This window comes from Anabaena sp. FACHB-83 (assembly GCF_014697485.1).
Taxonomy (GTDB): Bacteria; Cyanobacteriota; Cyanobacteriia; order Cyanobacteriales; family Nostocaceae; genus Nostoc_B.
Window position 1 is genome coordinate 199,844 of sequence record NZ_JACJRY010000007.1, and the last position, 25,413, is coordinate 225,256.

A 25,413-nucleotide genomic window follows, 5' to 3' on the forward strand; every position below is an offset into this window, starting at 1 on the left:
CAGACAATAATTTTGGTTTTAAAAGCCCAAAAATTTGTCTAATAAAAAAAGCCTGCCCTTGAAAGCCTCCCACCCTTCCCTCTCGTGAGAAATCTAGGAGATGCGATCGCCTAGCTCATCACTGAGTGATAAATTTAGCTCAAAAGTGGTGAAAATTATGTCAGTGAGCAAGAAACAGCAAAAAAAAGCTCAAAATCAATGTAAAACTTCTTTATAAATCAGCAGATTATGTTTAAATCAGCAATTATTCTTTTGGGTTAAGTTAAATCGAATAACAGATATATAGAAGAACTTTAAGGGAAATGCTAAGATTTAGGCGGTGTCTTGAATGTTATATATTTGTTCTGTGGCTAGAGCTAGTACAGCGATCGGTGTTAGTCCGATTATCAAGGAGATTGTGCAGAAACAGGCACATTCAACTCGTTTAACTCTCAAAGAAGTCATCCTCATGGGGATGTTAGCGATCGATAAGCTTGACGATCAAAATCGTCAAGAATTGGCAGATCAGGTTCATAAAATGCAAGTAGATGGAGAGATTTAAGTAAAATTATTAAGTTTTACTTTGAATCCTCAATAGATTTGGCTACTCAACAAACCGAAAACGACTCCCTGTTACATAATCCTGATTAATTTCAAAAGAAATCCATTGGCGTTTTAAAGTCTCAGCTACAAAACCAGTTGTGTTGGAACCAGCAAATGGATCTAAAACCAGATCACCCTCATCTGTTAGAAACTTGATAAAAAATTCAGCAAACCCCTGCGGAAACCTAGCCGGATGGGGCTGAATTCCCTTAGCTTTACAGCGACGTAAATAAAGACTATTAGATTCTGTGTTGGGAATTTCTAATAAATTTGGTGGAATTGCACCTTGATTGTCTTTTTGAAACTTACCCGAAATTTCATGGCCACTGGGGCGCATTTTTGCTTCATAACCATTTTTGAGTAATCGCTGCATACTTTGGCTATAAGGCTTTAAAACTTTCCGATTATCTGCTTTGGGGTTTGCCGTTTTTGATAACCACCAAACAACATTAACCGCATCTTTTACCCGAATTCTTCTAATTGTTACCCACTCAGCCGGCGTGGGTAGTCTTGCTGGGTTGTAATGATAAAATTCCTGTGCCAGAAAAAAGCCCACTTCCTTACACAACCTCAGCAACAATTCGTATTGATAAAGACTTCGTACAGGATTACCAGGAAGATATGCACCACCTAAATCTAAAACAAATGAGCCGTTATCTGCCAGCACTCTTTTAAATTCCGACGCAAAGGGTAGAAACCACTCAATATATTTTTCTGCACTCTCATTGCCATACTCTTTTTTGCGCGTCAACGCAAACGGCGGCGATGTCAAAATCAGGTTAACGCTGCTTTCTGGCAAAAATTTAATTAGTTGCAGACTATCGCCTAAATAAATTGAGCCGTAACTTTGAGTGTAGTAAGGTGTGAAATTAATAGGTTGTGGTGTATTCTCTGGTTCAGTTGCCAAGATTTATATTGTTGATTAATTTAACTTGAGTTTCACAATTTTTAAAACCCCTCTCCTACAAGGCTAAAGTGTACACACAAAGCTGGGTTAAGTGCATCTGTCCCGCCTCGGAATAAATTCCGAGTCTCATAGCACAAGTCCTCTAAAGAGGACTCAAAGAAAAATTGATTCCAGTCTACTTCAGTAGACTTTGGCTATAAGCCTGGAACTTTAGTTCAAGGCGAGATACGGTTTCATACGGCAAATTTTCGACTTGTGTGTACACCGTAGCCTGCAAGGAGAGAGGCTTTAAAAGGTTATTTTCGCATTAAAAACCAATGATATTTAAGCCCCTCTCCGCTTCGGAGAGGGGTTGGGGAGAGGTTTATTAAATTTATACTTTTCAAGTTTCTATTATAAAATCATCTGGCTCAAGCCCCCAATTAACCCAGCGAATTGCTTCATGGGCTGACAGCATATTTGGAGGAACACGCAAAACATGAATAAAACCTGTACTGGGACAAGTCATTTTTAATAACAAAATCGGTTCAATATCAATAAAATCATTATCAATTCTCAATAGGCTATATCCCGCCCAATTATCTAATTCAATAGCTTGTAAATCTTGGCAAATGCGACTGTAACCTATACCTTGAATTAACACTTGCCGCAGTTCAGCATTGGTTTCTGTTAATAGCCATTGGGCTTGCCATTGTTGTGGATGAACTTTACCGTATTTTTCAGGTAAGGTGACACCGTGATAAGAGTAAAGGCTATAGCCATCAGCATATTCAATTGCTGGTTCACCTTCGGCGTGGAGGCGGTTTTGATTATCGAAGCGGATATGAATCGGGCGATCGCATACAATTGCTATATGCTCATCAGGGAAAATCCATCCACAATTTTTAATTAGGTTTTGTATAACTAACCAATCTTGCTGAGATAAATCACAATTTAACTCAGATATACAAAAATCTATAAAACTAGCATCAACTACCCATGATTCAGGTGCTATGTATGTTAAGTCAAAAACACTAATATCTAATTCTTCATAAAGAATATCAAAATCTTGAGCTAGTCTGTTATTGATAATTCCACCAAATATTTTATCTAGCTCATCTCTTAACTTGCTAAGAAATTCTTGTTTAAGCAAAATAGCTAATTTTTTACTGATTATTTGAAATCTGATTTCTTTTCTTTGTGAAACAAGTATTTTTTCTTCAATTATGTAAGCTTCTTGATTAAAGATAGACTTTTCTAATTGCACAATAAATTCTTTCAAAGCCGCATAAGGACTATCAAAAAATACAATCTGTGGCTCATCACAACCCAAAATTTTATAAACAGCATTCACCGCATCAGCCGCTTTCTCTCTATCAATTCGCTCAGTAGAAAGAGCAATTTGTCGCCACTTCTCTCGATAAACCGGAATCAAAGCTTCTTGCTCAGGCGTGAGTTTTTCAATCAGCAACATATCGCCAACCTTCCGGCTCATACTCACGCTGAATTTTGACTATCCAGTTACTTTGAGGGATAGGAATTGCCTGATGTTCTTCGTGAGTTAAAAACGCCGTCTCCGACATAATTGGTATTACACAGTTGAATTTATTTTCACCCACATACTTATCTTTCAAGTTTCTATTATAAAATCATCTGGCTCAAGCCCCCAATTTACCCAGCGAATTGCTTCACGCGCTGACAGCATCTTTGGGGGAACACGCAAAACATGAATAAAACCTGTACTGGGACAAGTCATTTTTAATAACAAAATCGGTTCAATATCAATAAAATCATTATCAATTTTTAATAGGGTATATCCAGCCCCATTATCTAATTCAATAGCTTGTAAATCTTGGCAAATGCGACTGTAACCAATTCCCTGAATCAACACGCGCCGCAGTTCAGCATTAGTTTCTGTTAATAGCCATTGGGCTTGCCATTGCTGTGGATGAACTTTACCGTATTTTTCAGGTAAAGTGACACCGTGATAAGAGTAAAGGCTATAGCCATCAGCAAATTCAATTGCTGGTTCACCTTCAGCGTGGAGGCGGTTTTCGTTATCGAAGCGGATGTGAAGCGGGCGATCGCATACAATTGCTATATGCTCATCAGGAAATATCCAACCACAATTTTTAATTAGGTTTTGTATAACTAACCAATCTTGCTGAGATAAATCACAATTTAACTCAGAGATACAAAAATCTATAAAACTAGCAACATTAGCCCAAGACTCTGGTGCAAAGTAACTTACATCAAAAGCCTCAATATCTAGTTCTTCATCAACAATATAAAAGTGTGTATGTAGTTCTTTTAATATAATCCAACTAAATCTTTCAAAGATATCATCTAATGGATTAGAAATAAATTCTTGTATAAGAAAACTTGCTAGTTCTTTGTTAAGAATTTGAGAGCGTATATAATTTCTCTTTTCCGTCAGTATTTCTCTTTGGATCGTGTAAGCTTTTTCATTGAGTTGAGAGTGATGTAATTGCTGGTTAAACTCTTTTAAAGCAGCATAAGGACTATCAAAAAATACAATCTGCGGCTCATCAAAGCCCATAATTTCATAAACAGCATTCACCGCTTCAGCCGCTTTTTCTCTATCAATTCGCTCAGTAGAAAGCGCAATTTTTCGCCACTTCTCTCGATAAACTGGAATCAAAGCTGCTTGCTCAGGCGTGAGTTTTTCAATCTGCAACATATCGCCAACCTTCCGGCTCATACTCACGCTGAATTTTGACTAACCAGTTACCTTGAGGGATAGGAATTGCCTGATGTTCTTCGTGAGTTAACAATGCTATATCTGATAAAACACGCAGATAAAGGGTGCCATCCTTTTCATATAACTCTGCCTCTCCTTCACTAATTTTATGCTTGTGTCCTGTAACCTCACCTTCTGCCAAAATTAAATCAAGTTTCTTTTGTCCGTCAACCTGCTCCACAGGTAGTAAAATAACATCACCTTGGCGAATCGCTTTCATAGTCTTAACTTTGAGCTATACAGTAATGAACCCTACTTTGCTTTTAATCGCAATTTTGATTTAATTTTGGCACAACCTAAAAAATTCCAGAGGTCGCAGCACGCCAGCCAGAACCGCAGCAAAAGAATGTCAGGTTGGGTTTTCCTATCATTTCACCCAACTTTGCACCCCCACCCCCTGATAAAAAAAGTATCGTGCTACTACACTTGAACAGTATTTTGCCAACGGTAGTCGCCAATTATGCCTGAGATAAGTTAAAGATTGAAATAGTTGGAAATTCACCACCAACGTTTCTTTATCTTATGCTCTAAGAAAGACTGCTTCTGAAGTTTTGCGAATTTTCGCATTTCCAGGCAGTTTGTGTGAGGATGAATTCACAGCCCCCAAGCTCGAATTTTCTCTTGACATTTCACAGAACTTGCTTCAATTTGACTGTTTAGCTTGACAGCTATTCTTTTTTTTGAAATTTCCATGTCAACTCTCGTCATCGTCGAATCTCCCACCAAAGCTCGTACCATTCGCAACTACCTACCAAAAGACTATCGGGTAGAAGCGTCTATGGGTCATGTCCGTGACCTCCCCCAGTCAGCAAGTGAAATCCCCACGACCATCAAAGGGGAAAAATGGGCGCAGCTAGGGGTAAATGTGGACGCAGACTTTGAACCGGTGTATGTTGTCCCCAAAGACAAAAAGAAAGTTGTTACTCAGCTCAAAGATGCCTTAAAAGAGGCAACTGAACTCATCCTGGCAACTGACGAAGACCGGGAAGGAGAAAGCATCAGTTGGCATTTATACCAATTGCTGAAGCCCAAAGTTCCGACCAAGCGGATGGTGTTTCACGAAATCACCCAAGAGGCGATAAAAAAAGCCTTGAAAAACTGCCGCACTATTGATGAACAACTAGTCCGCGCCCAAGAAACACGCCGAATTTTAGACCGTTTGGTAGGATATACACTCTCGCCCCTGCTATGGGAAAAAATCGCCTGGGGATTATCTGCTGGGCGAGTCCAGTCTGTAGCAGTGCGGTTATTGGTGAAAAAAGAACGCCAACGCCGCGCCTTCCATGAAGGGACATATTGGGATTTAAAAGCCTATTTAGAACAGGCAAAAGCACCGTTTACCTCCCAGTTAGTGACCTTGGGTGGGACAAAAGTTGCCAGTGGCAGTGATTTTGACCCCAACACAGGACAAATTGCGGCTGGGCGCAATGTGGTGTTACTCACAGAAGCCGATGCTGTGGCGTTGAAAGAACGGTTAACAGGCAAAACCTGGAATGTTACCGAGATGGAGGAACGGCCAGTTACCCGTAAACCTGCGCCACCGTTTACTACCTCCACCTTGCAACAAGAAGCGAACCGGAAACTGAGGCTGTCGGCACGGGATACGATGCGGATTGCTCAAAACTTGTACGAGCAAGGGTATATTACCTATATGCGTACAGACTCGGTGCATTTGTCAGATCAGGCGATCGCAGCTGCTCGTGATTGTGTAGAAAAGCTGTACGGTAAGCAATATCTCAGCCCCCAACCCCGGCAATACACCACCAAATCTAAAGGCGCACAAGAAGCCCACGAAGCCATCCGCCCAGCCGGTAGCACTTTCCGCACACCCCAAGAAACAGGTTTAAGCGGTCGAGAACTCGCTGTTTACGACTTAATTTGGAAGCGTACCGTCGCCTGTCAAATGGCTGACTCCCGCCAAACCCAAATTACTGTGCAGTTACAGGTTGAGGATGCTGGCTTCCGTTCCTCTGGAAAACGCATCGACTTTCCTGGTTACTTACGCGCCTACGTCGAAGGTTCCGACGACCCCGAAGCCGCGCTAGAAGACCAAGAAATTATCTTGCCTAACCTGAAAGTAGGGGATCATCCAAACTGTAAAGAACTCGAAGCAGTTGGTCACGAAACCCAACCCCCAGCCAGATACACCGAAGCCACTTTGGTCAAAACCTTAGAAAGTGAAGGTATAGGTCGTCCTAGTACCTACGCCAGCATTATCGGCACAATCATCGATAAAGGTTATGCCCAATTGGTGAATAATGCTTTAATTCCCACCTTCACCGCCTTTGCCGTCACCAGCTTATTAGAAAAACACTTCCCCGATATTGTTGACCCTAGTTTTACCTCCAAAATGGAGCAAACCTTAGATGACATTGCCGAAGGTGAAGTTAACTGGCTACCTTACCTGCGGGAATTTTATTTAGGTGACAAAGGGTTAGAAACCTTAGTTAGAGAACAGAAAAGTCAAATTGATGCGACTAAAGCTAGAACCGTAGAACTAGAAAATTTAGCAGCAAAAGTCCGCATTGGCAAATACGGCCCTTACATCGAAGTGGAAAACGGTGATGCTGTAGTCACAGCCTCCATTCCCAAAGATTTAACCCCGGCTGACCTCGACCCTAAACAAGTAGAAGTTTTACTCAAGCAAAAAACCACAGGCCCCGACGAACTCGGTCGCCATCCCGAAACAGGTGAGCCGATTTATATCAAAATTGGGACTTACGGCCCTTACGTGCAATTAGGTGACAAAACAGAAGAAAATCCTAAACCAAAACAAGCTTCCATTCCCAAAAACGTGCCGAAAGAAAATGTCACTCTAGAAATAGCTGTTGGTCTTTTAGCACTTCCTCGGACTTTGGGAACCCACCCAGCGACAGGAGGCAGAATTCAAGCTAGTATCGGCCCCTATGGCCCTTACGTAGTTCACGACCAAGGCAAAGAAGGCAAAGATTACCGTTCGTTAAAAGTTGCGGATAATGTTTTAACAGTTTCTTTAGAAAGAGCTTTGGAAATATTATCAGAACCGAAAAAAGGACGGAGTTCGGCTAACAGTAAGTCCAAAGCGGCGTTAAAGGAACTAGGGAACCATCCCGAAGATGATTCACCAGTGAATATATATGATGGCCCTTATGGCCCTTATATCAAGCATGGCAAAACTAACGTCAGCATTCCTGAAGGACAGTCGGTGGAAGAAATGACCCTATCTCAAGCCCTGGAATTGTTAGCCAGTAAAGCTTCATCTGGGAAAAAATCTACCCGCAAAACTACTAAAACAACTAGTACCCGCGCTAAATCAACTGCTAAGTCATCTAAGACCACAGCTAAAAAGAGTGAGGGGTGAGGAGTGAGGTTGAGTTCAGGGGCTTCTACGTGACTTTCTTTATTTAGGGACAAGGGGGACAGGAAGACAAGGGAGACAAGGGAGACAGAACGATTAGTCGCGGCTATAGGAACAAAGCCTGCCTTCGCAGGCTGAAATTTCTCATGAGTACTCACACTTCGACTCACCTCGACTTCGCCCAGTGTAAAGTACTCAGCACTCAGCACTCAGCACTCAGCACTCTAGAAAATCTAGAAATCATAACTAATTTCCCATGACAAATGACCATTGACCATTGACAAATGACTCTTGACTATTTTGACAACATACCCATCTTGAGAGAGATGCAGTTCATTAGGTTGTGGATGTGATACTCTAAAAAGTAAGGGAAATCACAACTCGCAACTTTTAAAATGGCTAACCCAGAATCAGAAATTCGGGAATCAGCCAAGTTAGCAGCAAAACGTGTAATAATAAGCCAATTTCCGCGTAGCTGTTAATTAAAGTAGTTAGTAATTCAGGAGCGGTCAGTTCATGGACTATATAGAAAAGGTACTGGAAAGGCTGAAAGAAATGGCTCGCAAGCTAATTGAAGCCCTGCTGGGGCCAGAAGCTGAACCGGAACCGGAACTGATTCCGATTCCAGTCAATGAACGCTCCCGTCGTCGTTAAATCTGAAGGGACTGACAATTGCTGGTGCAACCTTTAAGCATTTTGGTACTGCATGGGCCAAACCTAAATTTGCTGGGACAGCGAGAGCCGGGGATTTATGGTGCTGTAACTTTGGCTGAAATTAACCGTTTATTGCAAGAACAAGCGGCAAAGATGCAAGCAAGTGTGTTTGCCATGCAGTCTAATCATGAAGGCGCTTTGGTAGATGCGATTCATGAAGCTTTAGGTAAACACCAGGGGATTTTAATTAATGCTGGGGCGTATACACACACTAGTGTGGCACTAAGAGATGCGATCGCAGCAGTTAATTTACCAGCAGTTGAAGTACACCTCAGCAATATTTACCGTCGAGAAGATTTTCGCCATCATTCTTACATCGCGCCTGTAGTGATTGGTCAAATTAGTGGTTTTGGCGCACAAAGTTATTTTTTAGGCTTACAGGCTTTAGTGCATCATTTACGAAAGGATGAAGTTTAGCAAGGTATACACATATTTTGAACCAAACGACTGAAGTCGCGGCTACACAGACAAAACCCGCCTGCGCGGGTTCAAAAATCTTGATTTTAAGTTAGTCCGCGCAGGCGGACTTGGTTTTTATAGCCGCGAATTCCATTCGTCAGGGCTGGGTACAAGATATGTGTATAAAGTACTCATACCAGTTCCATAAAAGGCTGCATATTGCCTTCGCTGGCAAATTATATGCTTCTTCATATCGATTTGGTATAACTTATGCTGCGACTGCTATAAATTGTTAAGGCTGAAATTTCAGGCTTAACACTTTACACTTCATACTTGAGATATGCGCTATTCACTGTTCAGCCGCTTTAGAGGTACTATACTCGGAGCGTTATTAGGTGCAAATTTAGCTAAGTCGGGAGACAAATCACCTCAAGCTGTCTCAGATATTGGCAAATTAATGCTACTGGGTACCGAAAGTTTGGTGAAGCTAGGCAAATTAGATTTGGATGACTGGAAACAGCGTCAGCAAGAAGAATTGCCTAGTTTTTATCTTAATAATCATGCCACTTCTGAAATTATTTTAGCCGCCTTACCAGTGGCACTTTTTTTTCATGACAATTTGCTGAAGTTAAGAAATAATTTACTACACACGTACCAACTTTGGGGAGAAGATCCAGTGGTACGGGATGGAATATTAGCAGTAGGCTACGCGATCGCTTTATCTTTAACCGAAAAATTAGATCCGCAAACTCTTATAGCTCAAATTATTAGTTTTATTGGCGACACACCAACATCATTACCAAAACAATTATTACAAGTTAATGATTTGTTATCTAAACATGCTGGGTTAGAAACAGCTAAAGCAGAGTTAAATACCAAAGACAAAACTAGCAGTGCGATCGCATTGGCATTTTATTGCTTTCTCAGTACACCAGAAGACTTTCGCTTAACAGTTTTACGCGCAAATCGATTGTTACCTTCCCCGATAATAGGTGCGATCGCAGGTGGTTTATCGGGAACCTTCAATAGCACAGCCGGAATTCCTACACAGTGGCGAGTTTTATATTTATCAACCGATAACTCTACTGGGATACTGGTCAATTATCCACAGATGTTAGAATTAACCGATGCACTTTTAGCTGTGTGGTCAGGAGTATATAACCTGTCCCTACATCCCAAACCATTGACTTTAGACGGATGTGTGATGCTGGACAAACAAAATTTTGTTTCTGTATTTGCTGCACCGCGCGTCATTCGCTCACGTTAATTAAGCCTTGATCAATATAACTACTTACATAAAATTAAATTTATAAACGCCCAACGGTACCCAGAACAATGACAAAATCGTTCAAAACTCAGACTGGAATGATCGCAGTCGGTTTAGGCTGGGTACATGAAAAACGTTCTTCTGTGGTATTTGCGATCGCAGTTGTTTCGTTAACCGGGGTACTGGGTCATAAGCTATACAACCAACCCCAACTGCAAGCAGGAACCTACGCACCACAAACTTTTAAAGCACCTTACGCTACCAGCATTGAAGATAAAAAACAAACTGAAGCTCAACGGAAAGAGGTTAGTAACAGTTCTATACAAGTCTTAAGGGTTGATGACAAGATTACCAACAAGATTAACCAAGAACTACAACAAATTCTCGACCAAGGTAATGAACTTCGTTCTGTTGCTGGGCCGTTTCCTTTTTTTGACACCGCAGTTTTATCTTTACCTACCCAACAATATCTCCGTGCTTGTTCTGACTCAGAATGGAAAGCACTATTAGTTACTGTCGAAAACAAGAGTAAACAAAAATTAGAACTCTCGCTAGGATTTCCCCAAAAACCTCGCTCTCCTAAATATCTTCCCTTATTTCCATCTGCCACAGGTTCATCTACCGAGCATAACCAGCCTATAACGATCATCCCAATACCATCTCAGTCGCCCCAACCGAGCAACATTACCCAAAACAAAGACTTTCAAATAGCTGTAGGAGAATTAGAAGCTTATCGAATCACCACCTCAGCCCAAAATTTAGCTTCTTTGGTGCAGCAGATATCTCAAATCCGCCAAGCTTATATCCAAGCCAAGTCACAATTTTTACAACTAGATACAACTAACCCAGGGATAATTTATCAAGAAACAGTCATCTTAGATTTATCAGATGATGATTGGTCAAACACTTACACACAAATCAGCCAAATTGCCGATCGCATTTTGACCCAGGGCATTCCCGAAGGACTGCCAGATAAAATTTTACAAAATGCAGTCAGTACTCATGTGCAGTATGTTGTGCCGAAAGATGCGGAAGCTTTAGCATCTAAGTTGTTGTTGGCAGTTTTAGAACCCAACTTAAAAAAAGATGAAGAAAAAACGCAACTCAAGGCGAAACAAGCCGCAGAAGGAGTTTCACCCGTCTTAGTTCCGGTGCGCCAAGGTCAGATAATTGTCAACAAAGGGCAGAAAATTACTGAGTGGCAATTTGATGTTTTAGAAAAGTATAAATTAATTCGTCGGGAAAATAATTGGCTAGGACTGGCGAAGGTCGCCACGATGGTGACAGGCGCAATTGGGATTTTTGTTTGGGTAGAAAGGCGCAAGAAGTATCGATTACGCCAACGCGATCGCCTGTTAATATTACTCCTAACTTTGAGTACCCCTGGTGTGATCGCAATGGGAATATTTCATACTAGCTGGAGTGCCGTTGGTTTACTACTAGGCAGTTTTTATGGACAGACTTTAGGTGCAACAGTCATAGGGTTATTGTTGCTAGTTATACCCTCAAGTGTGGAAGTTAGTAAAGTTGCCTTGGTAGCTGGTGCAACTGGAGGAATATTAGGTAGTTACATTGCTCAAAAATTGCGATCGCGGGAAGAATTAGCATTATTAGGTGTAGCGATTGCAGCGACCCAAGGTAGTGTTTATCTCATTGTGAGTTTATTGATAGGTACAGCATTTAGTACAGGCTGGTACATGTTATTTCAAGCAGCCGGACTTTTTGCTTTATCAGGTTTAGCTTGGAGTATCATCGCCTTGGGCGTGAGTCCTTATTTAGAAAAATTATTTGATTTAGTTACACCAATTCGGTTAGCAGAACTAGCAAATCCTAACCGTCCCTTATTAAAAAAACTGGCTACAGAAACCCCCGGAACTTTTCAACACACTTTATTTGTCGCCACCTTAGCAGAAGCGGCGGCGAAAAAATTAGGTTGTAATGTCGAATTAGTCAGGGCTGGGACTTTATACCACGATATTGGTAAGATGCACGATCCTTTAGGTTTTATTGAAAACCAAATGGGGGGGGCGAATAAACACGAAACAGAAATTCAAGACCCTTGGAAAAGTGCCGAAATTATTAAAAAGCACGTTAGTGAAGGGTTAGTCATGGCGCGTAAACATTCTTTACCCACGGCAATTCAAGCATTTATTCCCGAACACCAAGGTACAATGCTGATTGCTTATTTTTACCATCAAGCACAGCAGCAAGCCCAAGCCGACCCCAGCATCAAATTAGACGAAGCTGATTTCCGCTACGATGGCCCCATTCCCCAATCACGGGAAACGGGAATTGTGATGTTAGCAGATGCTTGTGAAGCCGCCTTGCGATCGCTCAAAGAAGTCACACCCGAACAAGCTTTAACTACACTCAACAATATTTTGCGTGCCAGATGGCAAGATAATCAACTACAAGAATCTGGACTAACGCGGGATGAAATGAAGCAAATTGCTGAAATTTTTGTTGAAGTTTGGCAGCAATTTCACCACAAGCGTATTGCTTATCCGAAGTTAAAGGTTAGTAATAAGTAGTCAATGCTAGGCTACATATATCAAGATTGAGGAACAAATATGACTGCTTTGATTCTTGACCTCAGCCCCGTCATTGAGTTAACGGATGAGCAGTTTTTTCAAATTTGTCAAAATCATCGAGACTTACGTTTTGAGCGAACAGCGCAAGGGGAAATCATTGTTATGCCGCCTACGGGATGGGAAAGTGGAAATCGTAATAGTCGTTTAAGTCAACGATTGAATAATTGGGCAGATATTGATGGTACTGGCTTAGTTTTTGATTCTTCCACGGGATTCATTCTTCCTAATGGTGCAACGCGATCGCCTGATGCGGCTTGGGTAAAAAAAGAAAGAATCGCAGCTTTAAATCCTGATCCTGCCAAGTTTTTACCTATGGCTCCTGATTTTGTGGTAGAGTTGCGCTCTGCTACAGATAGCCTAGAAAGATTGCAACTTAAAATGCGGGAGTATATGAATAACGGCGTGCGTCTAGGCTGGCTAATTGATCCGCAAAATCAACGAGTAGAAATTTATCGACAAGGAAAAGAAGTTGAAATTTTACAATCTCCTGGTAGCTTGAGTGGAGAGGATGTTTTACCAGGGTTTATTTTGGATTTAGCACAAATTTTGAGTTAGGCGTTTCAGTGCAATTTCATATCCATAATTACTGCTGACTCAAGATTAAAAATGCTGTTTGGCATAACCCGACAATAAAACCCAAAACTCCACCTAAAGTTACGATCGCCTGTAATTCATTTTTGACAATTCCTTCGATAGCTGCTTCTAAATCAGCCGGAGAAGTTGACTTGACACGGTCAATAATTACTTGGTCGATGGACAAAATTGGAATGACTTGCGCCACAATAGCTTCTAAATCTTTTTCTAAATAACGTTCTAAAATCAAAGCTAATTCTAAGCTGACCACTTCTAAAGAAGAATTGACCACAGGTGAAGCACTCAAGCGATTCAGCAATAATGTAGCGATATTTTCCCAATTTACAGAATCAGTGAATCCTTGTAGTAAGTCGCCGCCAGTACTTTGAATATATTGGCGGACTGTTTCGCGGGTGGTTTTGCGTAACTGTCTGACTGTACCAATGGGTAAGTTTTGTAATGATAAATTTTGCAGGATTTTTTTCAGGCGATCGCGCACTTGCAAATCTTGGGTTAATTCTTGCAACCGCGCATTTGTGGCTTCTTTTTCATCCAAACAAAAAGTTCTCAGCCGGGTAAGGGTATTGCGTAAGCCGAACAAATTAGCGACTACCCAATAAGTACCACTAGTTTTTTCTCGAAAGCTTTCATCGATAATTTGAATTGTGCGATCGGTTAAAAAATCAACTATCGCCTGACGCAACACATCAGGAGGTAAAACCGTCTGCAATAACCAATCAGCTAATCGTGTAGCTTGCTCATCAGTCAATTGCAAATCTAGCAGGACTTGATCAAAAATTTGATTGATTTGCGCTTCTAAAAAGTCTTCTCTTCTGGCTAAAACTTTTAACAAGCGCGGTAGCGATTCGCCTAGCAAATCACGCAAAATTCCGGCGACTATTTTAGCACTTTTTTGGTCTTTATCTGCTTTAATTTGTTCAATTGCTAACCGTAACAACCACAGAATTGCCCCTTGGACTCGTTCTGTTTGCAACAAGCGCCGCGCCAGATTTTGTAATTCTTCTGGCGTGAGCAGCGAACCCATAATGGTATTAGAAATATTTGTAGCCAAACGCTCCTGGTTGCGAGGAATCAAACCGGGAGTAAAAGGCACTCGTCGTCCACCAATATAAATTGCTCGGTAGGGACGAAATAACATTTTGATGGCTATATCGTTTGTGAAATAGCCAATTACCCCACCTAATATCGGGGGAGATACATAAAGCCAAAGATGAGACCAATCCACAGGATTTTGGACTTGCCAATTTTGAACTTGGAAATTTAGACTCGGATATTGATTTCTCAAAGACTTCTGCTTCTTTGCCAGCAGCGCCAATCAAAAACCTCAAATCTCAAATCTCAGATTTACCAACTACCAACACTCCCATCATACCGTTCACAATGGGGTAATGTGTAACCGATGCAAAACCAGCTTGCTGGGCTAGTTCTTTTTGTTCATCTCCTCTAGGGAAACGATCTAAGCTGGGACTGATGTAGGCATACTGTTCTTTTAAGCCCAGACTCTCAGCCATTGGTACAACCATAGAATTTAAGTACCATTGTTGAAACGCTCTTAATTGCTGGTTGTTTGGGCGATGAAAATCTAAAATTGCCGCCTTTCCACCGGGCTTGAGAACGCGGTGAATTTCTCTCAGGCTTTGGGGAATGTCTGTAACATTTCTTAATCCATATCCCATTGTCGCTGCATCAAATTGGTTGTTCGCAAAAGGCAAATTGAGAACATCAGCTTCTACCCAAGTGATGGCGGGTTGGGGGTATTGTTGTTGAGAGCGTTCTTGAGCAGTGGCGAGTAGGTTGGGTGAAAAATCCACACCATAGACATGTCCTGTATTCCCTACACGCCGTGCTAAACGCAACGCTAAATCACCACTCCCGCAACACAAATCAATACAGGTGTCTCCAGGTTTAGCGCCACTCCATTTAATCGCCATTTCTTTCCATATCCGGTGTTGTCCCAAACTCAACCAATTATTTAGCTGGTCATACACGGGAGCAATACTGTCAAAAATGGCACGAACTTCTTGATTCATTGGTGATTAGTCATGGGTCATTAGTCATTAGTCATTAGTCAATGACCAATGACAAAGGACAAATGACTAATAACTACAGAGTTCCTTGATAGCAGCGACTACTAGTCAGAGCGATCGCTACTAGTTGAGCTGATAAATTAATCAGGTTCAGTTCATCTTCTCGCAAAGAGCAAGGTTGTTGCCATTGGAGTGACAACACACCTAACATATCATTCCGGTAGGTAATTGGGATAACTAAATGTGCTTGCACACCAGTTTCTTGATAGTGGGATACAGCAGCGAGTTTAGGATCTTTAGCAACATTTAGGGCGACTTGGACTTTGCCAGTGGCGATCGCTTCATTTACCAAGGGGTCTTTGTCTAGCCAGTTGAGAGTAGTACCAGCACGGCTATGAGAACCAGAAACGCCTGCTAATTGATTTCCCTCTACTAACTGCAAAATACAGCCATCAGTAGCAAAACTATCACTAAAGGCTGTAGCAATGGGTTTGAGAATTGATTCTAAATTTTCTGCGGCTTGGGTAACTTGCACTAACACAGACAATAACGCCATTTGAGCATTAGCGCGGCGTAATTCTTCTGTGCGTTGCTTTAACAAATCATAGGTTTCTGCGGCTCTTTGGACGACTGCTTTGAGTTCGCCAGGGTCCCAAGGCTTGGTGATATATTTATAGACTTGTCCAGCGTTGATGGCTTCTACTAGGTCTTCAATATCAGTAAAGCCCGTCAGAATAATCCTAACTGTATCGGGAAACTGCGGCACAGTTTTGCTCAGAAACTCTGTACCCTTCATTTCTGGCATTCTTTGGTCAGAGATAATGACTGCCACTTCTCCTTCTGCTGCCAAAACTTCTAGGGCATTGATACCGCTATCAGCTTTTAAAACGTGAAAGTCGCGCCGAAAAGTCCGATAGAGTAAATCCAGATTATCTGGCTCATCATCCACTACTAATATTTTGAGTTTTTTTGCTCTTTCTAGAGTAGCTGTTTGCCGACGACTTGTATTTAATTCCTGCGTGGGATTATCCATGAGATAATTCCTGTAAATAATTTACTATAGTGTTATATTCCACACCAAGCTTAGTTGATAGATGGTGCGTAAGCCTTGCGTGAAGGTACTGATCAGTTCTAATCCAGAACTTGCGTGTACTATTGATAACCTATAATTTTGTTTGGTGCTAGAGTGAGAGATAGTCCGCTATTAAAGATTAGAATAAGACTTGCCGATCAGGTATCGGTAGTTTTATTTAGTTCAAGTTGCTCCTGCCAATTATGACTGACTTACCACTCAACGCCCCAAACCCTGACACCTCTGGAAATGACAACGCCCAGGAGTTACTGCGTCAGCTCAGGCAAAAGCAAGGTAATTGGGTAGAATGGGGAATTGCGATCGCCACTCTGCAAAAGTCTGGCTATAATCAGCAAGAAATTTTTGAAGCAACTGGATTTGAGCCAATTCAACAAAATCAAGTTGTGGTTGGCGCTCAAGTTTATAATTCTATAGAAAAAGTCGGGGCATCAGAAGCGGCGCGATCGCACTACAGTACAAGAGGTAGTGATGTTTTATATGAATTACGCTTACTCTCCCAAGAAGAACGAGCAGCAGCAGCAGAATTAGCCTTTATACATAAACTGGATGTTGATGGGGCGAGAGAAATAGCCAAGGCTATTAAAGATTATTCTTGGTTACGCAATTTACCCGAAGGATTTTCATCTGATGCGGGGGATGCGGTGGCTTATCAAGCTTGGAAATTAGCCAGACAAAATTCTGATTTGACAGAGCGATCGCGTTTAATAGCTAAAGGATTGCGTTTTGCTCACACAGATTCCGCAAGAACGCAACTAGAACAACTGTTGGTAGATTTTACCCGTGTTCCCAAGCGTCCGGTTCCCTTGCTGCCATTTTACCGCTTTGACTCTGAAGATGAACTACCACGGATTTTAGCGGTGGCGGGAAAATTACCTTTAACGCCCCAAGATTTGCAAGCTGTACCTTTAATTACCGCTAGTGAACCATTCCAAATGGTCAAGTTTGCTGGCGAACAAGCATGGGTTCCCTTACCTGGTTGGCAAGCCTTGTTAAATGCCGAAGATCCAGTAGTGATATTAGCAGATAGCGATCGCCTCCCCAATCAAGCCCAAACACAAAACAGACGAGAAGAAGTACTCTTAGTTGTTGACCGCGCTCAAAGACAATGGGATAACTCTAGCTATTTTGTGATTGATAATAACGGAACTTTAGATATTCAATGGTTAGAAACAGAACCAGAAATTTCTATCTTGGGTAAATTAATTGTTATTGTGCGTCCAAAGAAAATTTTGGATGAGGAAGTAACTAAAGAACCTTGGTTAATTGACGAATAGTTTATTAGTTAAAAACTTCTTATGACTCCTCGCTTTGAATTGGTTCGTTTTCTGGTGGATGCCTGCCAATTTCTCTATCAGCAGCACGAATATTAATTATTCTTTCTCGATTAAATGCTAATGCTGCTACTGTGGCGCATCCTATAGGTGTCAAACCAATAAGATATAGTGTATCTTTTGACCAAATAAAGTGTTCTGTCCAATTATCAGTGCGAGGATTAAATAAAGGAATTTCTGATGACGTATTTTCATCAAATACTTTGATTTTATCAGATTTCTTGCGATTGCAATGAAAACAAGCCAAAGCTAAATTATCAATTGAGTTAGCACCACCTTTTGCTAGAGGAATTACATGGTCTACTGTGAAAGAAACATACTGCCATTTTTCAGAAGCATGACAATATTCACATAGAAATTTAGCTCTTTCTCTCACTTGAGTTTGAATAGCTTCACTGATATAACGATTAGTAGACAAATATCTATTCCCTTATATTTGATTAATGGATATATTTCTGATAAGTCGATTAATCAAACTTAAATAATCATCTAACTCTTCATACTCAGTTAATTCTTGTTCCTCTTTGTTAGTAAGTGGAACTTCTTTTTGTTTAGCTAGTAATTCTTCAATTCTCTTCTGAACTAAAATAGAAGCCCGAAATATTGGTACTCCTTCCACTAACTCTATGCGAACAGCCCCCTCTAATGGCAAACTGTCTGGTAAGTGTGATAATTTCATAGGAAAGTTTATCGTCATATTAATCTGCTCATATACTGCTTGAAACAAGTAAAAGCATCACTGATTAGCAGTCAAAGTGCAGGTAAGGACATTTAAAAAATGGTTATTCAGTACATAGTAAGACTTTTAACTTCTGCCTTCTGCCTCCGGTTGGTGAGCGAACTTGTACTGAGCGCAGCCGAAGTAGCCGAACCACTTCCTCCTACTATACAACGATAAAGTTGATAAGGAATGCCTATCCGATAATGTTGTGTCGGGTCGATATTACAAATTATTTGTTCATTAGATAACTTAACTTGTGGTTGATAATCCCGTCTTCGTAAACCAGGGGCGACTATCCATAAGTTTAGCTGAGATACATCTTTTACAGAGAATTGTGCAAGCTTTTGCCAAAAAGGAATTACAGGCGAGTTTTGATTAATAAAGGCAAAGTGATCTGATTTATCTGCATTTCTTAATGGTTCTAAAGCTAAAGCAAAACTTAAACCCAATGCTACATCTTGATAACTACCATATCCAGTAACTAGCATTGTGGGAATAGTTGGATCTAAATTCATATTTTGAGCTACCTTGTCCGGTAGAAAAGGCTTTTGGAAAGCGAAGTTAAAAATTACAAAAATACAGCTAATAATACTAATAGTTAAGAAAATAAAAATTGATTTTTGACTTTTACTGGTGTAATTAATCCCGGCTGCTAATAAAGCACAAAAGCTTGGGTAATAAACAAAGTGATATCGGGGAACTACAGAAATATCTTTTTGGGAAATGTAAATAATAATTAAAAATTCTGAAACTACGCCAATAGTAAAAGTTAACAGAGTAATAGTTGAGATATTATTTTTATTATTGGATAATAAAAAATCTAATCCTTGAAAAACTTTTATTCCTGCCCAAATAGAAAACGATACCATGATTAAAACACTAATAATTGCCACTGGTAGAGGTTGCTTTTCCACAGGGAAATTAATGAGCATCAAAACCCAGTTAATTAAAGTTTGATATAAGGGGGAAATGTAGCTAGGGGTTGGCAACCAATTGGTTTCTGTACGCTGGGCATGATTGAAAATAACAAATAACCAAGGAAGAAAACTGATGCCAATAGTAGTCAGAGAAAGCAATAAAAATAGCCAGATTTTTTTGATAATTGCAATATGAAGTTGATATCGATAAGCTATAAATATTAAAGTAGCAATTTCTGAAATCAACGCAAGAACGAAAAAATAGTGGACATAAAAACCAAGAATATTCACAACTGTCCAAGATAGCCAAACCCAAAACCGCAAACGCGATCGCTCAAATATATCGCGCTGAATCTGGATCAATCCGAGTAACGACAAAGTAATCAGCAACATTGGTGCAGTATAGTGTCTCGCCTCTTGGGAAAGGTAGACAGCAAAGGGGGAAGTCGCCATCACCAAAGCAGCGATAATTCCCGATGACTGGGAAAAAGCAATACGATTTAAGCAATATATCGCCGGGATAATGGCGACACCTAATAAAGCAGGTAGCGATCGCAATTTAGTTACCCACTCTGTTCCTAAAGGAGTCATCCAGCTTAACCACCGATACATCGCACAAAAAAATAAAGGTGGGTGGGTAGACTGTGTATCAACATTAGTAGCGATTTGTGAACAACTAACGCCAGGATGAAAGGTGAAAATTTCCTGGACACGTTCTAAAGGAAATAAAACATCTAAAGGCAAATCATGATAATTTTTACCTAAACTAAAGATGGCTGTAATCACTTCATCCATCCACAAAGGTTTTAAATCTAAATGCCAAAAGCGCAAAATTGCACCCAGGGCGATCGCCCCAACTAAACCGAGATAATGTCTACTATTAGTCATTTGTTATTTGTCATTGGTCATTGGTTAAAAGTAGGAAGTAGGAGGCTAAATAACGCTGTGTGCAACTTTATCTCAAACCTAACCCCCCATCCCTTCCCTACAAGGGAAGGGGAGCAAGAATCAAAGCTTATCTCCTCGCAGGGAAGAAGTTTGGAGAAGGGTTTAAAAATAAGTTGCAAATTGTGTTAAATAATCAAATTTCAGACTTCATAATTCACACTTCAGACTTCATACTTTTCCCCTCAGCCTCGGATTGTGATATGTCAGATACCAACTTTACTGCTACTGTGCCTTTAGAATCTGCTCCATCGGAATTATCTCAGTCATCGCCGCAGGTTTTGTCTTTGCGCGAAAAAATATTGGCGATTCGTAACGGCTTACGCCAAGGACAACAACAGATGGCTGATTGGGAATCAGGGCCATTAGCGGTTTCTGCGGTTCCGGGTGCGGGGAAATCGACGGGGATGGCGGCGGCGGCGGCGATCGCAATTGCGCGTCAGTATGAACGTTTGGCGCGATCTCGTTCTTCGGTTCACCGTCAGTTGGTAGTTGTGACCTTTACTCGTTCTGCGGCTGCCAATATTAAAGCGAAAATTCGGAAATATTTACGTGACGATTTATCTTTGCCGCAAACAGGTTTTGCTGTTTACACATTACATGGTTTGGCGCTGAATATAGCCAGTCGTTATCCTAATTTATCGGGGTTGGAATTAGAAAATCTGACATTAATTACCCCTAGTCAAAGCCATCGCTTAATTCGCACAGCAGTTGAACAATGGATTAATAATAATGCTGAAATATACTTCCGGTTACTGGAAGGACAACAATTTGACGGTGAAGAAACAGAAAGGTTGCGTCGTCAATCTGTATTGCGAACTGAAGTTTTACCAGACTTAGCAACAACAGTCATTCACGAAGCCAAAAGTTCAGGAATATCGCCCGAACAACTACAAAATTGGAGTCACGAAACTTCAGATAATTACGCCATTTTAAGCATAGCGGCGGGATTATACGAACAATACCAAAACTTAATGCGATCGCGCGACTTCATTGACTACGACGATATGATTCTCGCCGCCCTGCGCGTATTAGAAAATGATAGCGCCCGTCGCATTGAACAAAACCAAGTTTTCGCTGTGTTTGAAGACGAAGCCCAAGATTCTAGCCCTTTGCAAACTCGGTTGTTAGAGATTTTGGCAAGTGATGATCAGGGGGGTGAGGGAGACAAGGGGGACAAGGGAGACAAGGGGGACAAGGGGATTTCTTTAAACTCCCCACTCTCGGTTGGTGAGCGGAGTCGAACCACCACTCAGCACTCAGCACTCAGCACTCAGCACTCAGCACTCAGCACTCAGCACTCAGCACTCAGCACTCAATACTCAGCACTCAACCTCGTGAGAGTTGGTGATCCTAACCAAGCAATTAACTCTACTTTTACACCAGCCGACCCAATTTATTTTCGGCAATTTTGTGAAGAGTGCGATCGCGTGGCAAAATTGGCAACGATGAATCAAGCTGGGCGCAGTACGAGAATTATTATTGCTGCGGCTAACTTTGCGCTGGAATGGGTGAATAGTTTTTATGGTGCGAAAAATCAAAAATCGCCACGTCTTCCGGCTGCTTCTCCCTTCCGCCAACAGATAATTTACCCAGTGAGTACGAATGATCCGCAAAAAAATGCCAACCCAGCACCAGAAGGTAAAGGGTTAGAACTATACACACCGCGCGATATTCATCACACAGTTGAACTGCTGGGTAAAAGGGTAGTTGAGTTATTTGCACCAGACCCCAGTAATACCCGTGCGGCGGTGTTAGTGAGGGAAAATCGCCAAGGTCGATGGTTGGCAGAAATGTTAGCACCTGTATGTAAAGAGCATAATATTACACTTTACGATGTGGGTGAGCGCGATCGCCGTTCTCACGTACCCCAAGAAATATTGGGATTACTGCAATTTTGCGATCGACCCCACTCCCCAGATTACCTGAAAGCTGCCTTAGAAGTACTGGTACAACGGCAATTAATTCCTACCCAAGACCTCAACGCCCTCGCTAGTTTACCAGAAGAATTTTTATACCCAGGCCCCTTAGCTGCACCCCAAGCCGAACCAGTTGAAAAAGCGGCTCATTTGTGTCGTAGCTTACTCCGCGCCCGTATGGAATTACCGCTTTATCAGTTAATTTCCTTTCTCGCTTTGGCGTTGAATTATGACCAAGCAGAATTGGCGACTGCTGACAAACTTGCAGAACGAGTCAATCAGCAAATATCTGGCGGTAGTTCAATGGGTGCAATGCTGTCAGCTTTAAGCGAAATTGTCAATTCCGAACGCTTTGAACCTGTGGAAACCGAAGACTTAGAAGCACATTACACCCGTCCGAATCAACTCACCATTATTACCATGCACAAAGCCAAAGGGTTAGATTGGGACTATGTTTTCATTCCCTTTCTGCATGAGAATTTGATTCCTGGTCGTTTTTGGGTTCCACCCCAAAGCCAGTTTTTAGGAGACTTCACCTTATCAGAAGTCGCCCGCGCCCAAATTCGCGCCGCCCTCCACGGAGAATCGGGTATACCTGATGTCAGCCAAGCTTGGGAACAAGCCAAACACTTAAAAACTGCGGAAGAATATCGTTTACTTTATGTGGCGATGACACGCGCCAAGCGTTTGTTATGGATGTCTGCGGCGCAAAAAGCACCTTTCACTTGGAGTAAACCAGAGAATTTACAAGAACAAGCGCCTTGTCCTGTGTTTCCAGCGTTAAAGCGTCAGTTTCCTGAATCAGTTGAAGTGTGATTTCTTTAAAATTTAATTCAAAATATTTGTATGGATAAAATAGAACTGAATAAAAAACTAAATAATGGGGAACAATGGGGTTTTAGAAAAGATACAAATGACCCTGAATATTTGGGCTGGATTTTAATTAATAAGCTTCCAAAACTCTCATTCACGCCTAAAAGGGAAGATTACTTAGAGGAATACTTATATTTAATCACAGTTAGAGAAGCAGAAAAAAGAGAAAAAACACCATATCATGTAATTATTAAAGAGTTACGGCGGGATGTTCACGAAAGTGGAAAATATGAAACAGGAGATGATATTCGGCAAAAAGATAACTATTATTTTTCTTGTATTGATGATGTAGAAAAGTTTATGCACGAATTAGGATACAGCTTTGACAATATTAAACACCGAGTTGAAATAGATGCACCTTAATATTTTAGCTACAAATGTAGAACATTATCAAGATTTTGTTGGGTTTCGCTATCGCTACATCCAACCTACGTCTGTGGTTAATTTCTATTAATAAATGATGATTAAATCTTACTTTATATTATGTCTAATATAGAAGAATCAAATATTGAAAAAATTGTTTTAGAGCTTTTAGAGTTCTTCGTTTGTATTCCAGGAACAAAGCCACAGTTAACAGACAAATTAATTCATGATTTGAGGGCAGACGGAGACGATTTTATGGATTTTGTTCTAGAAATTCAAAAAAGATTGAAAATTAAAGTTCCAGTTCATGAATGGGATAAAGTGTTTAGTGTTCAAGATGTTGTTAATTTAATCACGCAATTTTACAAGCTACAACACACAGCCTACAGTAATTCCTGATATATTGTCGTGAATTTTTATCTGAGAAAAGAAAGCGCACCGGAAGATTACCAAGCAACATCAGCAACCATCAACCCGCAACATCTGTTACTTTAGTGCTGACAAACTACGAGAGACGCGAAATTTCGCGTCTCTAAATTAAGGTAGCCAACGGGGATGAAAGCCAACTAAGGGTAGCTTTTCTGGTTTAATGGTGGTCACGGCGGCATCAGCAATAGGTAATAATGGCATTAACCACAAACTGCTAGTAGCGATCGCTTCACCGTCATCTGTCTTTAAACTATTAGCAGGTGCTGGTGCGTTATCGGCCTGTGGCACTACTTGGTCAAACAATAAACCCAGCCCATCCGGTGATAAACTCATTTCTACATTTCGCTGATCAACTGGTAAAACTAATAACGGTCTTTGTTGTCCAGTTTTCAAATCGATGGCAACTAAATAAGGTTGCTCTACATATTCTGCTTGGGTGATTAACTGAGTTAACAAGCAATATAAGGTGGGTGAAGCTGGGTCAAATTGACAATCGATAATTGAACCTGTGGTTTTTACCAAAGGTTTCTGCACACCTTGATTAGTGACTAAAAATAAGTCACGGGTGTAGTCTGTATTAAATTTGACCATCGCTGCTTGAGAACCATCTTTAGAAAAGGCTTGCACTAAGCCAAATTGCGGTAAAAAATCTAAGGGTTTACTCGCATCTTTTTGTAGTGGTAGTATCGCAGCCCCTTGACCCTGGGCAACGGCTACAGCTTTGCTATCGGGAGTAATCATAAAATCGCCCCCTGGCTGGCTTTGTAGGCGCTGGGGAGCAGGTTTGGGACTGGATTTATCCCAGGTGGTTGGTAGATACCACAAGCCAAAGTCACCGGGATTATTTTTATTCCCACGTTGGACAACGATCGTTTGTCCGTCTGCTGATAAGTCAAATTTTAAGTTTTGATAATCTTTATTATCTAAAATCAAATCAACTTTCGCGGCTGGTTCTGGTTTGGTGTCCGACTCGCCAGCAATTCCGGTGGTGACGGTATATAACTGGGCAGAAAGTAAATCTTGGTTGTTGGCTGTGCGAGCCGAAAATAAGATTTTTTCACCGTTGGGAAATGGTTTAAAATCCATTACCGTCACGTCTTTGGGAGTCAGGACTTTTTTCTGCTCTTGGGTTAAGTTATAGAGAATTAATTGCCCTTGTTCTTCTGGGTTAGCACCGATGTAAATAATCACGCGATCGCGGCTGCGAAAACTGCCAACAAAAGGCTGAATAACTTTACTGTTAGTACCTTTTTGAGCAAATTTATCTTTTGCTTGTTGTAGCTGAACTTTATAGTTTGTACCGTAGGGAGCAGGTGTTAACAGTGTATAAACCATCCGCCTACCTGCCCAACTAAATTTTCCGGCTAAGGGTGGCTCAATTTTTAAGTTATCCTCAACACTTTTAGTATTCATTGGACGGCTAAAGGTGAGGCTAAAGGCAATATCATCTGCCCCAATTTGCTGATTTTGCCAAGTAAAGGTGCGGACGCGGGGAGACACAACATCACCTTGGAAGATGATAAAGCCAATCAGCAAACTCAGCAGCAGCATCAAGGCGATCGCTACACGATCTAGTGGTTGGATCAGGGTTTTGCTAGTCATTGGTCATTAGTCATTGGTTATTGGTCATTGGTCATTAGTCATTGGTTATTGGTCATTAACAA

The 25,413-nt window shown here is 41.1% G+C and carries 23 protein-coding genes; 11 read left to right on the plus strand and 12 right to left on the minus strand.

The genetic code is table 11. The features are described 5' to 3' along the window. Positions 1 to 328: 328 nt before the first annotated feature. Complete coding sequence (locus H6G79_RS11570; RefSeq protein WP_015113380.1) at positions 329 to 541, plus strand: hypothetical protein; 213 nt, start codon at positions 329 to 331, stop codon at positions 539 to 541. 42 nt (positions 542 to 583) lie between these two features. Here H6G79_RS11570 and H6G79_RS11575 read toward each other — a convergent pair whose 3' ends face one another. The 5 genes from H6G79_RS11575 to H6G79_RS11595 form a co-directional block, all read right to left on the minus strand. Continuing rightward, the gene (locus tag H6G79_RS11575) at positions 584 to 1,489 is read right to left on the minus strand and encodes a site-specific DNA-methyltransferase (protein ID WP_190588776.1); all 906 of its coding nucleotides are present in this window, start codon (positions 1,487 to 1,489) and stop codon (positions 584 to 586) included. Positions 1,490 to 1,871: 382 nt separating this feature from the next. Then, positions 1,872 to 2,963, minus strand: coding sequence for a DUF6745 domain-containing protein (locus tag H6G79_RS11580; protein WP_242048276.1), 1,092 nt, complete (start codon positions 2,961 to 2,963; stop codon positions 1,872 to 1,874). Then, a complete protein-coding gene (locus H6G79_RS11585) occupies positions 2,929 to 3,087 on the minus strand; it encodes a hypothetical protein (RefSeq protein WP_190588947.1) in 159 nt (52 codons plus the stop codon). Before H6G79_RS11585 ends, H6G79_RS11580 begins: the two co-directional genes overlap by 35 nt. Positions 3,088 to 3,098: 11 nt before the next feature. Further along, positions 3,099 to 4,169, minus strand: a complete 1,071-nt coding sequence (locus tag H6G79_RS11590) for a DUF6745 domain-containing protein (protein ID WP_190588778.1) — start codon at positions 4,167 to 4,169, stop codon at positions 3,099 to 3,101. After that, a complete protein-coding gene (locus H6G79_RS11595; RefSeq protein ID WP_190588779.1) occupies positions 4,156 to 4,449 on the minus strand; it encodes a hypothetical protein in 294 nt (97 codons plus the stop codon). Before H6G79_RS11595 ends, H6G79_RS11590 begins: the two co-directional genes overlap by 14 nt. Positions 4,450 to 4,920: 471 nt before the next feature. Between H6G79_RS11595 and topA the strand changes: the two genes are divergently transcribed. The 6 genes from topA (at position 4,921) to H6G79_RS11625 (ending at position 13,092) form a co-directional block, all read left to right on the plus strand. Then, on the plus strand, positions 4,921 to 7,569 hold the full coding sequence (topA, locus tag H6G79_RS11600) for a type I DNA topoisomerase (protein ID WP_190588780.1): 2,649 nt from the start codon (positions 4,921 to 4,923) through the stop codon (positions 7,567 to 7,569). 552 nt (positions 7,570 to 8,121) lie between these two features. After that, the gene (locus tag H6G79_RS11605) at positions 8,122 to 8,220 is read left to right on the plus strand and encodes a DNA topoisomerase I (protein WP_162491113.1); all 99 of its coding nucleotides are present in this window, start codon (positions 8,122 to 8,124) and stop codon (positions 8,218 to 8,220) included. A gap of 24 nt (positions 8,221 to 8,244) precedes the next feature. Next, positions 8,245 to 8,697: a type II 3-dehydroquinate dehydratase gene (gene aroQ / locus H6G79_RS11610; protein WP_190588925.1), complete on the plus strand. Its 453-nt coding sequence runs from the start codon at positions 8,245 to 8,247 to the stop codon at positions 8,695 to 8,697. Positions 8,698 to 9,019: 322 nt separating this feature from the next. After that, entirely contained in the window at positions 9,020 to 9,946 is a 927-nt protein-coding gene (locus H6G79_RS11615; RefSeq protein ID WP_190588781.1) for an ADP-ribosylglycohydrolase family protein, read from the plus strand. Positions 9,947 to 10,014: 68 nt separating this feature from the next. Then, the gene (locus H6G79_RS11620) at positions 10,015 to 12,477 is read left to right on the plus strand and encodes an HD family phosphohydrolase (protein ID WP_190588782.1); all 2,463 of its coding nucleotides are present in this window, start codon (positions 10,015 to 10,017) and stop codon (positions 12,475 to 12,477) included. Between the two features lie 39 nt (positions 12,478 to 12,516). After that, a complete protein-coding gene (locus tag H6G79_RS11625) occupies positions 12,517 to 13,092 on the plus strand; it encodes a Uma2 family endonuclease (protein WP_190588783.1) in 576 nt (191 codons plus the stop codon). Positions 13,093 to 13,120: 28 nt separating this feature from the next. On the opposite strand, the gene H6G79_RS11630 is transcribed toward H6G79_RS11625, so the two are convergent. The 3 genes from H6G79_RS11630 to H6G79_RS11640 form a co-directional block, all read right to left on the minus strand. Beyond that, entirely contained in the window at positions 13,121 to 14,356 is a 1,236-nt protein-coding gene (locus tag H6G79_RS11630; RefSeq protein WP_190588927.1) for a DUF445 family protein, read from the minus strand. A 106-nt stretch (positions 14,357 to 14,462) separates the two neighbouring features. After that, entirely contained in the window at positions 14,463 to 15,161 is a 699-nt protein-coding gene (ubiE, locus tag H6G79_RS11635) for a bifunctional demethylmenaquinone methyltransferase/2-methoxy-6-polyprenyl-1,4-benzoquinol methylase UbiE (protein ID WP_190588784.1), read from the minus strand. Positions 15,162 to 15,234: 73 nt separating this feature from the next. Beyond that, positions 15,235 to 16,191 (minus strand): response regulator, encoded by a 957-nt coding sequence (locus H6G79_RS11640; RefSeq protein ID WP_190588785.1) that lies wholly within the window; start codon positions 16,189 to 16,191, stop codon positions 15,235 to 15,237. Positions 16,192 to 16,433: 242 nt separating this feature from the next. On the opposite strand from H6G79_RS11640, the gene H6G79_RS11645 reads away from it, so the two are divergent. Then, positions 16,434 to 17,525, plus strand: a complete 1,092-nt coding sequence (locus H6G79_RS11645; protein WP_190588786.1) for a RuBisCO accumulation factor 1 — start codon at positions 16,434 to 16,436, stop codon at positions 17,523 to 17,525. A 19-nt stretch (positions 17,526 to 17,544) separates the two neighbouring features. Here H6G79_RS11645 and H6G79_RS11650 read toward each other — a convergent pair whose 3' ends face one another. From H6G79_RS11650 to H6G79_RS11660, 3 genes are all read right to left on the minus strand, one after another. Next, on the minus strand, positions 17,545 to 18,000 hold the full coding sequence (locus tag H6G79_RS11650; RefSeq protein WP_190588787.1) for an HNH endonuclease: 456 nt from the start codon (positions 17,998 to 18,000) through the stop codon (positions 17,545 to 17,547). A gap of 12 nt (positions 18,001 to 18,012) precedes the next feature. Further along, positions 18,013 to 18,261, minus strand: coding sequence for a hypothetical protein (locus H6G79_RS11655; protein WP_396019795.1), 249 nt, complete (start codon positions 18,259 to 18,261; stop codon positions 18,013 to 18,015). Between the two features lie 107 nt (positions 18,262 to 18,368). Then, the gene (locus H6G79_RS11660) at positions 18,369 to 20,108 is read right to left on the minus strand and encodes a glycosyltransferase family 39 protein (RefSeq protein ID WP_242048279.1); all 1,740 of its coding nucleotides are present in this window, start codon (positions 20,106 to 20,108) and stop codon (positions 18,369 to 18,371) included. 260 nt (positions 20,109 to 20,368) lie between these two features. Between H6G79_RS11660 and H6G79_RS11665 the strand changes: the two genes are divergently transcribed. The 3 genes from H6G79_RS11665 (at position 20,369) to H6G79_RS11675 (ending at position 23,719) form a co-directional block, all read left to right on the plus strand. Continuing rightward, complete coding sequence (locus H6G79_RS11665) at positions 20,369 to 22,900, plus strand: ATP-dependent helicase (protein WP_190588789.1); 2,532 nt, start codon at positions 20,369 to 20,371, stop codon at positions 22,898 to 22,900. A gap of 30 nt (positions 22,901 to 22,930) precedes the next feature. After that, positions 22,931 to 23,320: a hypothetical protein gene (locus H6G79_RS11670; RefSeq protein WP_190588790.1), complete on the plus strand. Its 390-nt coding sequence runs from the start codon at positions 22,931 to 22,933 to the stop codon at positions 23,318 to 23,320. Between the two features lie 120 nt (positions 23,321 to 23,440). Further along, positions 23,441 to 23,719, plus strand: coding sequence for a hypothetical protein (locus tag H6G79_RS11675; RefSeq protein ID WP_190588791.1), 279 nt, complete (start codon positions 23,441 to 23,443; stop codon positions 23,717 to 23,719). A 138-nt stretch (positions 23,720 to 23,857) separates the two neighbouring features. Here the strand turns inward: H6G79_RS11675 and H6G79_RS11680 are convergent, their stop codons facing one another. Further along, positions 23,858 to 25,351 carry a hypothetical protein gene (locus H6G79_RS11680; RefSeq protein WP_190588792.1) on the minus strand — a complete coding sequence of 498 codons (1,494 nt, stop codon included), beginning with the start codon at positions 25,349 to 25,351 and terminating at the stop codon, positions 23,858 to 23,860. Between the last annotated feature and the right edge of the window lie 62 nt (positions 25,352 to 25,413).